Genomic DNA, 11578 nt, shown 5'->3' on the forward strand with positions numbered 1-11578 from the left:
CGGTGGTCAGAGATCACCCGTTTGCCACCGGCCGATGGATGCCGGGCCCAAAGACCCTCACGATGGCGAAGAGGGCTGCGCCCGTACCAGGGCCGGGCATGCCGGCTTCCAGTCAGCCGACATGGGCAGTCCGCTCCGGATCATCCGTCTCTCTCCCCGGAGGCCGTAGTGGGACACGCTGTCGGTGATGTGCTGGGCCTGGCCGCAGGTGTCGCAGTCAGCCCCCTCCCGATCGTGGCGATCATCCTCATCCTGGCCACCCCGCAGGGGCGCCTCAACGGACTGCTGTTCGCCCTCGGCTGGGTGCTGGGGCTCGCAGCGCTCGGCGCGATCATGCTCGCCGTCGGTGGCACAGGCGGAGCCTCCGCCCACAAGCACCCAGCCACTTGGGTCGGAGCCCTCAAACTCGCCCTGGGTGCACTCCTTGCCCTCTTCGGCGTCCGTCAATGGCAGCGCCGCCCCAAAGACGCCTCCCAGGCGCAGCTCCCGAAGTGGATGGCAGCGATTGACCGCTTCACCCCCGTCAAGATCCTCGGCCTAGGGCTGTTGCTTTCGGCGGCCAATCTCAAAAACGCGCCCCTGACCATCGCTGCGGGCGCCTCGATCAGCTCTGCCGGGCTCCCCGTGCCACAGCAGATCGGAACGCTCGCGATCTTCGTGGTCATCGCCTCCCTCGGAGTGCTTGCACCACTCGCCGTCTACCTGGCCATGGCCGATGCCAGAAGCGTCCTCGGCAACTGGCGAGACTGGGCCGCGCTGCACAACGTCGCCGTCATGGCCGTCCTGTTCTTCGTGCTCGGCCTCAAGCTCCTGGGCGATGGCATCAGCATCCTCGCCACGTGAGATCGTCGCGCTAACCGTCGCCCTGCTCGATGTGCAGATGGATCGGCCCGCGCAGAACGGGGCTGCGCCGGTACGGTGGCGGGTCGGCGACCAGCCTGGGCCGGTCGAGGCGGCGTACCAGCTCGGTCAGTGCGATGTGGGTTTCCCGTCGGGCCAGCGGGCCGCCGAAGCACAGGTGAATGCCGCTGCCGAAGCCGAGGTGCTGATTGTCAGGCCGATCGGGGTCGAAGCGGTCGGGATCGTGGAAGCGGTCCGGATCGCGGTTGCCCGAGGCCAGCATCAGCATGATCTGCGAGCCCTTGGGGATCACGGTGTCGGCGACAGTGATGTCGCTGTACGCCGCCCGCCAGGGAATGATGTGCACGGGCGGCTCGTAGCGCAGCAGTTCCTCGACCAGCGGCACGACCAGGTCCGGTTCGTCGCGCAGGCGCTGGAGCACCTGCGGGTGGCGCAGCAGCGTCAGCATGCCGTTGGTGATGAGATTGACGGTGGTCTCGTGGCCGGCGATCAGCAGCAGATTGGCGGTGCTGACGATTTCCTCGTCGGTCATCCGCCCGTCGGGCCCGTCGTCGTTGGCCAGCCGTGACAACAGGTCGTCGCCCGGCCGGCCGTGGCGTTGCTCCAGCAGCCCGCCGAGGTACTGGCGAAGGTCTTCACGGGCCTGCACGCCCTTGTCCAGCTTTTCCTTGGGGTCGGTCTTGGGGTTGTAGTCGATCGCGTTGATGATGTCGTCCACCCAGAGGCGGAACCTCGGTTCGTCCTCGCGTGGCACGCCGAGCAGGTGGCAGATCACGGTGACGGGGAACGGGTAGGCGAAGTCGTCGACGACGTCGATCTGCTCCTTGCCCGCGAAGTCGTCGATCAGGCCGCTGACGGTGGTGGTCAGGACGGGTTCCATGCCGGTCACCAGCCCCGGGGTGTGCGGGGGGCCGAAATGGTGCATCGCCATACGCCGCAGGCGGTCGTGCTCGGGCGGGTCGAGGTTGATGAACGCCGGTGTGGTCTGCTCCTCGGCTCCGGCCGTCGGATGCGAGAGATTGCGAGTGTCCGAGCTCAGGTGCGGGTTGTGCAGCATGTCCGTGATCTCGCGATAGGTGCTGACGACGTAGCTGCCGTCCTCCTGCCGGGCCACCGGCGTCTTGCGCAGCTCGGCGTACAGCGGATACGGGTCGGCCCGGGAGGAGTAGTCGAGGATCCGGCGCAGCATGTCGGGCGTCTCGGTCGTGGTCATCTCGCTTTCCCTCCTATCGGTGCTGGTGCACGGCCGTGACGCGCCGCTCACTCGGGTCGTGGCCGGTGACGACCACAGTGGCGCCCTGGGCGAGCAGGACGGGGCCGGGGAAGTCGACGGGCACCGGTTTCATGTCGGCGGGCTGGCCGGGCGTGGGACAGGGAGGCGGGAAGGGTGCGGCCGTCTCGATGAGCCTCCGGTAGTGGTCCAGCCACTTCGCGTTGTTGAAACTCACTGCCGCGGTGACACGGCCCCGATAGCCGTACGCGGCGACGAAGCGGTGGTCGGACACAGACCCCTGGGTGACGACCACCTCGTCGGCGAAGGTCGGCACGCCGACGGACTTGATGTTGACGCCGAACTGGATCGACCAGAACAGCGGGATGGACAGGTGGGGCCAGCGGTCCGCCTGGCCGCTGACCATGTTGTGCGCCGCGACCTCGGCCTGCTCCACGGCGTTGGCCCAGTGCTCCAGCGAGATGAGCCGGTACTCGTAGATCGGGTTCGGGCAGCGTGCCACGTCTCCGGCGACGAAGACATCGTCGGTGACCAGGCCGTTGAGGTCGAGGGCGCGGCAGCCCGTGTCGCAGGCGATTCCCCAGACACCCGCCGCCAGTCCTGAGCCTTGCAGCCACTCGGTGTTGCGGATGCCACCGAGTGCCACCACCGCCACGTCGGCGTCGATCGTGGTGCCGTCGTCGAAGTGAGCACGGCGAAGCCGCCCCTGCGCGTCGCCCTCCAGCTGGGTCACCTTGACACCGCAGCGCAGGTCGACACCGTGTGCGCGCTGCATGTCCGCCGCGACCTCGCCGATCATGGCGCCGAGGGCCCCGACCAGCGGGGCCGGCGCGAGTTCGGCAACGGTCACCGGGATGTCCCGTTCGCGGCAGATGGAGGCGATCTCGGAGCCGGTGAATCCCGCACCGATGACCAGGACGCGGGAGGGCCCGGCGGCGAGGGCTCGCTGCAGGCCCTCGGCGTGCTCACGCGTCCGCACGACAAAGACCCCGTCCAGAGCCGCCTCGCTCTCGACGAACCATGGCCGGGCCCGTACCCCGGTGGAGATCAACACCCGGTCGAAGGGAACCTCGCACCCGTCGGCGAGACGCACGTGGTTGGTCGCCAGGTCCAGCCCGCTGGCGGGCACGCCCAGCAGCCACTCCGCATCGATGTCACGACGTCGCGGCAGCTTGGTGCCTTCGGCCGGCACCCACCCGGTCAGTACCTGTTTGGACAGGGGAGGCCGGTCGTAGGGCTCGCCCAGCTCGTCGCCAATCATGGTCAGCGACCCGGTGAAACCCTCGCCGCGCAGCGCCTCCGCGGCCCGCAGTCCCGCCAGCGACGCCCCGACAACCACGATGTGGCCATCGCGCTTGAACGCTTGCAGATTGTCGGCGCTGGTCATGACGGCGACGCCTCCGCCGGTGCGTCCCGTCCCTCAAGCTGGTCGACCAGAATTGCTTGGACCGGGCAGGCCGCCGCGGCGCGCAGTACCTGGTCGCGCCGGGCGTCGTCGGGGTTCGGGTCGTACATCAGCGCTTCCTCCCCGTGCATCCGGAACGCCTCCGGAGCCAGGAACGCGCACTGCGCATACCCTTCACATCGGGAAAGATCAACGACAATTCTCATCCCGGCCTCCATAGGGACTACAAGCTGCGGGCCCGGAAGCCGGCGCCACTCGGTGCGCAAGGAGCGCAAGGAGCGCAAGGAGCGCAAGGAGCGCAAGGAGCGCAAGGAGCGCAAGGCGCGAGACGGCGCGAGACGGCGCGAGAGAAAGGATGTAGCCGTTGCCCAGCTCCGCGGACGCATAGGAGATGCACCGCGCTCGTCGGGTCGCCGCAGAAGGAATTGGTTATCGCGTACAAGGCGACCGGCGGGTAAAACCGCCCAGAGATCCTGACCTTCCTGCCAAACAGCGTATCCCGCGCGTACATTGCCCGCACTCCGGGAAAGGCTGCTCTGCCGATTGGCGCGGGAGTCCCATGTCCCCCGAGGCCCGGTCGCGTTCGACCGATCGGCGCATTCTGACCGCGCCCGGCATGTGGCCTGGGCTCCCGGATGATTCGGTGTCGGCAGGAGCCGACCAGACCCGCATGAGGTCGTCAGGGCAGCCACTCGAGGAGGAGAACCGGCGTGAGCATGACTCAGGAAGCCCCTCAGGGCGTCGTTCCCGCGCATCTGCTGAAAGGCCAGAAGGCACTCGTCACCGGCGCGAACTCGGGCATCGGTAAGGCGACGGCCATCGGCCTGGGGCGTGCCGGAGCCGACGTGGTCGTGAACTACGTCGCCGGGCGCGAGGAGGCCGAGCAGGTGGTCGAGGAGATCTCCGGGTTCGGGGTGCGCGCGATGGCGTACGAGGCCGATGTGTCCCAGGAGGACCAGGTCGTCGCGATGATCGATCGGATGGTTCAGGAGTTCGGGACCGTCGACATCCTCGTGGCCAACGCCGGGCTGCAGCGCGACGCTCCGTTCACCGAGATGACGACGGCCCAGTGGCAGAAGGTGCTGGACGTCAACCTCACCGGCCAGTTCCTCTGCGCGCGGGAGGCGACGAAGGAGTTCTTGAGAAGGGGGGTCGTCCCCGAGGTGTCGCGCGCAGCCGGGAAGATCATCTGCATGAGCTCGGTGCACCAACTCATCCCTTGGGCCGGTCACGTCAACTACGCGGCCTCCAAGGGCGGCGTGCAGATGATGATGGAGACGCTCGCCCAGGAGCTCGCGCCCCATAAGGTCAGGGTCAACGCAATCGCTCCGGGAGCCATCAGGACGCCCATCAATCGCAGCGCCTGGGACACTTCCGATGCCGAGAAGGACCTATTGGAGCTGATTCCTTACGGGCGCGTCGGCGATCCGGAGGACATCGCCCGCGCGGTCGTCGGGCTTGCCTCGGACCTCATGGACTACGTGGTGGGTACGACTCTCTACGTGGACGGCGGCATGACCCTCTTCCCTGGTTTCGCCACCGGCGGCTGAGGGTGGTTCTCAGTCGCGCTGCTGGTCGAGGGCGTCGTCCAGGGTGGTGGCGGCCATGATCAGGGACAGATGCGTGAAAGCCTGCGGGAAGTTGCCCAACTGCTCGCCACTGGGGCCGATCTCCTCAGCGAACAGGCCGACGTGGTTGGCGTAGGTCTGCATCTTCTCGAAGGCGTAGCGCGCCGGACGAATCCGCCCGGCGCGAGCGAGAGCGTCCACGTAGAGGAAGGTGCAGAGGCTGAAGGTGCCTTCGGAGCCCCGCAGACCGTCCGGGGAGGCCGCAGGGTCATAGCGGTAGACGAGGCTGTCCGACACCAGCGTGCGTTCCATCGCGTCCAAGGTCGACAGCCAGCTCACCGTCCTGGGCGCCAGGAACCCGACGCGTGGAATGAGCAGCAGCGAAGCGTCGAGGACATCGCTTCCGTAGTGCTGGACGAGGGCCTGCTCCTTCTCGTTCCAGCCCCGCTCCATCACCTGTTCGAGGATGGCGTCGCGAGCCGCGGTCCACCGAGGAGCGTCGGCCGGACGGCTGTGCTCTCTCGCCAGGCGCAGCCCCCGGTCGAAGGCCACCCACGTCATCACCCGGCTGAAGGTGTAGTCCTGGCGCCCGCCACGGGTCTCCCAGATGCCTTCGTCGGGGCGGTCCCAGGAGTCGGCGAGCCAGTCCAGCGTCCGCGCGAGGTTCTTCCAGCCGTGGTAGCTGCCTCCCATGGTGACCTCACGCCCCTCCGACAAGGCGTAGAGCGCCTCCCCGTAAATGTCCAGCTGCAGCTGATCGGCCGCCGCGTTCCCCAGCCGCACCGGGTACGAACCCCGATAGCCCTCGAAGTGCGCGAGAACCTCTTCCGGCACCTCGGGGTCTCCGTCGACGCGGTACATGATCTGCAGCGGCTCGCCATCGATGCCCTCCCGGGCCTGGAGGCGATCGCCCATCCAGTGTGTGAACTGGGCCGCCTCCTCGGCGAACCCCAGGTCGAGCAGGGCACGCACGGACAGGGAGCCGTCGCGGACCCAGGTGTAGCGGTAGTCCCAGTTGCGTTCACCCCCGATCTGCTCGGGCAGACCCATGGTCGCGGCGGCGACGGGCGCACCTGTGGGCGCATAGGTGAGCAGCTTGAGCGTGATGGCCGAGCGGTGCACCACACCCGGCCACCGGCCGCGGTACTGCGAGGAGCGCACCCAGCGCTGCCAGAAGTCCACCGTGTCCCAGAACCGTTCCATCGCCCGGTCCGGAGTGACCGGCGGCGGTGGGGCACCATCGGGACCGCAGACGGTGAACACCGCCGCAGCCACCTCACCCGCCCTCAAGGTCACCGCACCCCGCACGTCCGTGCCGTCCTGCTGCAGGGGGAAGGTGCTTTGCAGATAGGCGGTGACGTTCGGTGCCCGGAACGTGGCGGTACCGTCCTGCATGTCGAGATCGTGGGTGGCCCGGCCGTAGTCGAAGCGCGGACGGCACTCCAAAGTGAAGTGCACCGTTCCGCGCACCGCCCGCACGCCGCGTATCAGTACATGTCTGTCAGTGGGGGTGCCAGTGCGATCCGGTGGCATGCAGTCGAAAACCTCGCCGACCCCGTCGGGCGACATGAACCGCGTCACCAGGACTGCGGTGTCGGGGTAGTAGAGCTGCTTGCAGGTGGTGTTCCGGCTTTCCGGAGCGAACAGGAAGTAGCCGCCGCGGTCGTGGTCGAGCAGGGCGGCGAAGACACTGGGCGAGTCGAACCGGGGAGCCGCGAACCAGTCGACGACCCCCTGGGACGACACCAGAGCAGCGGTCTGCAGGTCGCCGACGAGGCCGTGGTCGGCAATGGGCGGGTAACGGTCCATGATCAGCTCGCCTCCCTGATGCCCCTGGTTCCACTGTCCGCCCTGTGTGACGAGGCTGCCACGGGATGCGGCACGAGGGGCGAAGGGGGGCGACGGCCGCCGCCGGGAGATGAGAGTGCTGATGCCGTCCCCGAGCACTTCAGCCGCTGCTCCAGGGCCTTGCGCCCGGTGACTGGCTGGAGCACTACATCGAGCCGCGCCGCAAGCTCAGCACTGAGCTTCCCCCGCTGTGCGGGAGGTGCTGACTAGCTGGTCAGGGCGGGTTTGCGGGTGATGCTTGGCGATATCGGCCGAGCCCTCCAGCATCCACGCGCGCAGGCGCCGCCGCGCCGTGCCGCCGGCCTCGGAGCCCGCAGGAGCGGAGGCGGCCATCCTGTGCTCCCCTCGTGCTGCGAAACGGGCCGGCTGTCCAGGAGACGGCCAGCTCAGCGTATGTGGGCCGGAGGCGCAAGCGCGCGGTTAGACCCCCCGGGGTACTCCGAATCAGCGAATGCCCGTGTGGTGAAGTGCTGGTCGAGACGGGCGCCCAGCCCACACTGTCCTGCGCGCCGTGACCGGTCGGAGGCAACCATGGATGTAGGGCAGCCGCGACGGGCGCCGTCGGTGGGCGAGCGGTGGTGCACGTCGGCCGGACGCGAGGAGGAACGCCATGATCGTCGACTGCGCGCACTACCGCGACGGGCGCCGGCAGCAGGAGGGTCCGATGCCACTGGAGCAGGCCGCCGCCCGCTGCAGGCAGGGCGGCTTCGTCTGGCTGGGCCTCTTCGAGCCCGGCCAGGAGGAAATGGACAACGTGCGCGAGTGCTTCGGACTGCACGAACTCGCCGTCGAGGATGCCCGGACCTCCCACCTCCGGCCGAAGGCAGAGCGGTATGAGGACGGCACCGAGCTGATCATCCTGCGCACCGCCCGCTACGACGACGAGCGCGAGGAGATCGACACCGGCGAGATCAGCGTCTTCCTCGCGGAACACTTCGTGATCACCGTTCGCCAGGGCATCGCCAGCGAGCTGCACCGCGCCCGCGCCCGGCTCGAACGCCGCTCCGAGCTGCTGCGGGCCGGTACCGCCTCAATCCTGTGGGCCATCCTCGACCAGGTCGTCGACAGCTACGCGCCGGTCGTCGCGGAACTCGACCACGACATCGAGCAGATCGAGGCCACGGTGTTCTCCGGGGTGGTCGCACCGACCGAACGGATCTACTTCCTGCGTCGTGAGGCCACCGACTTCTACCGCGCCGTGCACCCGCTGCTCGCCGTGCTCTCCCGGCAGCTGCAGCCCGGCAAGTACCCGGCCGAGCTCCTGCCGTACTTCCACAACGTTCACGATCATCTGCTGCTGGTCAACGAGGAGGTCGCCGCCCAGCGCGACCTGCTGGCCACCGTCCTGGAGGCGAACATCGCGGTGGTCTCCGTCGAGCAGAACAAGATCAGCCTCCAGCAGAGCGCCGCGATGGAGCGGCTCACGATCGTAGCGACCGTGTTCCTTCCGTTGTCCTTCGTGGTCGGCTTCTTCGGGCAGAACTTCGCCTGGCTGGTCAAGCACATCGACAGCTTCACAGCGTTCCTCGACCTCACGGTCGTCGGACTGCTGCTGCCGACCCTGGTGCTGTACGTCTGGCTACGCCGACGGCGTGGTCACCCGGCACCGCTGATGCCTGAGGCGAGCAACGCCGTACCGCGCACCCCGACGGCTTCCACGAAGTGAGGACGGCACCGGCTAATGGCGGTTCAGTACAGACAGATGTCCACCAGAAGGACTGCCAGCCCGGCCATCAGGGCGTAGAGGGTGGAGCAGCGGGCAGGGGCGGCGCGCAGCGGGCCGAAACCGAAGGCGACGGCTGCGACTGCCAGGGCGAAGACCCCGGAGCCGGTGTCCCTCGCTCCGCCGGCGGGACGTCGACACCGAGAATTCCGTTCTCATGGTTCAGCGCTCACAGGCGCAAATGCAGACGGGAGCTCTCTTTGACAAGGCTCCGAAGTCGGTGCCGGTGTCCGACCGGTGGCATTCCCGACCGAACTCCTGCCGGACGTGAAGCGGCACCTCGAAGCTTTAGCAGGGTCCGGTCGTGACGGTCACGTCTTCCTCGGCCCTCGGGGCGGTCGGCTCCGGCGCAGCAACTTCCGAGACGACTGGATCAAGGCCAGGAAGAAGGCAGGGATCACGGCCGACGTGCACTTCCATGATCTTCGGCACGCGGGGAACACCCTCGCCGCGTCTGGGGCGAGCCTGCGTGAGTTGATGACCAGGATGGGCCACAGCACGCCTCGCGCGGCGCTGATCTATCAGCACATGGTCAACGGGCGTGACCGCGACATCGCCGATCGGCTCGGCTCGATGATCCGCAAGGAGGGGGGCGATGTGGACTCTCAGCGGACTCTGTGGCACGGGTGTGGCACGGCCGTGATCATGGAAAAGGGCCAGTTCGAGAAGATCAAGCCTCTGAACTGGCCCTTGGCCTTGTGCCCCCGGCAGGATTCGAACCTGCGACCCCCGCTTTAGGAGTTTTCCATGGGCGGGGCTGTGACCTGTGGAATCGTCGCCTGACCGGTACCTGGCCTGCGGAAACACCCCTCCGTAGTTCTCACGTGTTCACGGGGTTTCCCGGCCTCATGTGTGCTGGATCCGTTCCGGCGGGGGCTGCCTGCGAGACGGCCACCCGTCGGCTCTGCGCCGCAGGTGGGAGGAGCTCTGCCACTCGTGTCACGGTCTGGGGTGCGCCGATGAGGTTCACGCTTGCCGGAGTGCTCCAGGCTGCCCATGACGGCTGCCGACCCGCCCTGGTCACTCGCTGGGTTCACGGTCGGAGGCTTGTCAACGCAGCCCTTAGGTGTGAGTGCTACCCGGTAGCACCGGGTGCTACCGTGAGTGGTATGAGCGTTCAGCCCGAAATCACCCAGCGGGATCTGCGTAACCGGTCCCGAGAGATCATGGATGCCATACAGGGCGGCCAGTCGTTCACCGTCACCCGTGACGGACACCCGATCGGTCAGCTTGTTCCTCTGCGGCGACGTCGTCGGTTCGTCTCCCGTCAGGAGTTCGCCGCGATGTCCAGGACTGCCCCCGGCATCGACCTCGACACGTTCCGTGCCGACCAGGACGCCACCGCCGACACCTACCTGGACGATCCCTATGCCCGCTGACCGCCCGACGTACGAGCAGGGACTCCTCGACACCAACATCATGATTCTGCGCCGGTGGGTGGCTCCCGAGGAACTGCCGGACGAAATGGCGATCACCGCCGTCACTCTGGCCGAGTTGTCCGCCGGTCCGCACGAGGTCCGTCGCAACGACGAACAGAGCGGCTACGACGAACACGCCGAACGCGCCCGCAGGCTCGACGTTCTGCAACGCGCCGAGAACGAGTTCGACCCCATCCCCTTCGATGCCGAGGCGGCCCGCGTCTACGGTCGCATCTGTGCCGCGGTGATCAGTGCGGGCCGTAAGCCGCGCCGCCGGGTGGCCGACCTGATGATTGCCGCCATCGCTGTGGCTGAGGACCTTCCCCTCTTCACCACCAACCCCGACGACTTCAAAGGGCTGGACGACCTCCTCACCGTCGTACCGGTCACCCGTCCAAAGGTGCCCCACGAAGGCTGATGCCAGGGCACCGGGTCGGTGGCAGCACAACGGACTTCGTGGTGCCAGCGTGGCACGGACGCGATCACGCAGAAGGGCCGGTTCGGGGACCAAGCCCCCTGAACCGGCCCTGGCCGCAGTGCCCCCGGCAGGATTCGAACCTGCGACACCCGCTTTAGGAGAGCGGTGCTCTATCCCCTGAGCTACGAAGGCGGGCCTTGCGTGAAACGTGGCTGAATACTCTGCGTGAGTGTCCGGCTGGTCCCGAGCAAGATCCTGGACTGCCGCGAGGGCAGCCCAGGGACAGGGTAGCGGATCGTGGTGGGGCTCTGCTGCTCAGTTCTTGACGGACCGGGTGCGGTCTTCTGCGGTCTCGGTGTCGGCATCTGCCTAGATGGGGTCTTCTTGGTAGCGGGCTGCGCTGGTTGCGTTCTGGGCGAGGAGGAAGCAGAGGATGACCAGGCTCTGGGCGTCGGCACCGAAGGCGATCATGCGGCGGTTCCAGAGGGAGCGGTCGAGCTGGGAGAAGCCGGCTTCGGTGTCTTCGCGGCCGCCGTAGAGGTGCTGGTGGGCGGCGGTGGCCTCGGGGATCTGGAGGAGGTGTTCGGCGCGGTGGAAGCCGGTTTCGGTATCGCTCTGTCCGTCGTCGCGTTCACCAGGGGTGGTGGTGATGCCGACAGGCTCACGGTGTTCGTGGGGGCCGCGGGGGCAGGGGATGGCGATCAGGTGGTACCAGCGGTGGGTGTGGGGGCTGGCGCGGCGCTCTAACTTGCGGACGGGTAGCGGCAGGAGAGCGGTGGTGCCGGTGTCGAGGAAGACGCGTTCGTGGGCGAGGCCGCCCTGGGACCGGAATTCGTGGTGGCAGCGGCCGTAGTCGAGGGTGCGCAGGTAGCGGGGTCCGGCACCCTTGTGCTGTTTGTTGATGAGGAGTTTGCCGCGTCGGGCGATGACGTCGCGGTGCATGCCGCGGAAGGCCCCGTCGTAGCGGACGCCCATGCAGCCTTCGGCGGCGTCGAGGATGGCGCAGGCGAGTTCGAGGCGACTGCGGCTTCCCCGCCCTCTTGGTCGTGGGGGACGTGGCTGTAGCGCAGGAAGACCCGCCGGAAGTACCCGCGGTGGCGAGTCGA

At 67.8% G+C, this 11578-nt stretch carries 11 protein-coding genes and 1 tRNA gene; 6 read left to right on the forward strand and 6 right to left on the reverse strand.

Annotated features, from left to right (window positions below):
- Positions 1-168 precede the first annotated feature (168 nt).
- Positions 169-843, forward strand: coding sequence for a GAP family protein (locus tag ACGFSA_RS14295; RefSeq protein ID WP_393303920.1), 675 nt, complete (start codon positions 169-171; stop codon positions 841-843).
- A 10-nt stretch (positions 844-853) separates the two neighbouring features.
- On the opposite strand, the gene ACGFSA_RS14300 is transcribed toward ACGFSA_RS14295, so the two are convergent.
- The 3 genes from ACGFSA_RS14300 to ACGFSA_RS14310 are packed head-to-tail and all read right to left on the reverse strand — an operon-like array spanning position 854 to position 3703.
- The gene (locus ACGFSA_RS14300; RefSeq protein ID WP_393303922.1) at positions 854-2074 is read right to left on the reverse strand and encodes a cytochrome P450; all 1221 of its coding nucleotides are present in this window, start codon (positions 2072-2074) and stop codon (positions 854-856) included.
- 13 nt (positions 2075-2087) lie between these two features.
- Complete coding sequence (locus ACGFSA_RS14305; protein WP_393303924.1) at positions 2088-3479, reverse strand: NAD(P)/FAD-dependent oxidoreductase; 1392 nt, start codon at positions 3477-3479, stop codon at positions 2088-2090.
- Complete coding sequence (locus ACGFSA_RS14310; protein ID WP_376346409.1) at positions 3476-3703, reverse strand: ferredoxin; 228 nt, start codon at positions 3701-3703, stop codon at positions 3476-3478. The genes ACGFSA_RS14305 and ACGFSA_RS14310 overlap by 4 nt, the downstream gene beginning before the upstream one ends.
- 510 nt (positions 3704-4213) lie before the next feature.
- Here ACGFSA_RS14310 and ACGFSA_RS14315 point away from each other — a divergent pair.
- Positions 4214-5047, forward strand: coding sequence for an SDR family oxidoreductase (locus tag ACGFSA_RS14315; RefSeq protein ID WP_393304036.1), 834 nt, complete (start codon positions 4214-4216; stop codon positions 5045-5047).
- Positions 5048-5056: 9 nt separating this feature from the next.
- Here ACGFSA_RS14315 and ACGFSA_RS14320 read toward each other — a convergent pair whose 3' ends face one another.
- Positions 5057-6874, reverse strand: coding sequence for a glycoside hydrolase family 15 protein (locus tag ACGFSA_RS14320; protein ID WP_393303926.1), 1818 nt, complete (start codon positions 6872-6874; stop codon positions 5057-5059).
- A gap of 649 nt (positions 6875-7523) precedes the next feature.
- Here ACGFSA_RS14320 and ACGFSA_RS14325 point away from each other — a divergent pair.
- From ACGFSA_RS14325 to ACGFSA_RS14340, 4 genes are all read left to right on the forward strand, one after another.
- The gene (locus ACGFSA_RS14325) at positions 7524-8579 is read left to right on the forward strand and encodes a magnesium and cobalt transport protein CorA (protein ID WP_393303928.1); all 1056 of its coding nucleotides are present in this window, start codon (positions 7524-7526) and stop codon (positions 8577-8579) included.
- 324 nt (positions 8580-8903) lie between these two features.
- Positions 8904-9374 carry a tyrosine-type recombinase/integrase gene (locus ACGFSA_RS14330; protein ID WP_393303930.1) on the forward strand — a complete coding sequence of 157 codons (471 nt, stop codon included), beginning with the start codon at positions 8904-8906 and terminating at the stop codon, positions 9372-9374.
- A gap of 371 nt (positions 9375-9745) precedes the next feature.
- Positions 9746-10015, forward strand: a complete 270-nt coding sequence (locus tag ACGFSA_RS14335; RefSeq protein WP_365823162.1) for a type II toxin-antitoxin system prevent-host-death family antitoxin — start codon at positions 9746-9748, stop codon at positions 10013-10015.
- Entirely contained in the window at positions 10005-10472 is a 468-nt protein-coding gene (locus ACGFSA_RS14340) for a type II toxin-antitoxin system VapC family toxin (protein ID WP_393303933.1), read from the forward strand. The genes ACGFSA_RS14335 and ACGFSA_RS14340 overlap by 11 nt, the downstream gene beginning before the upstream one ends.
- Positions 10473-10591: 119 nt before the next feature.
- Here the strand turns inward: ACGFSA_RS14340 and ACGFSA_RS14345 are convergent.
- Both ACGFSA_RS14345 and ACGFSA_RS14350 read right to left on the reverse strand, forming a co-directional pair.
- Positions 10592-10664: transfer RNA gene (locus ACGFSA_RS14345), tRNA-Arg, on the reverse strand.
- 177 nt (positions 10665-10841) lie between these two features.
- Positions 10842-11447 (reverse strand): hypothetical protein, encoded by a 606-nt coding sequence (locus ACGFSA_RS14350; protein ID WP_393303935.1) that lies wholly within the window; start codon positions 11445-11447, stop codon positions 10842-10844.
- Positions 11448-11578: the final 131 nt, after the last annotated feature.

The sequence above is a fragment of the Streptomyces sp. NPDC048496 genome (assembly GCF_043200055.1).
Classification (GTDB): domain Bacteria; phylum Actinomycetota; class Actinomycetes; order Streptomycetales; family Streptomycetaceae; genus Streptomyces.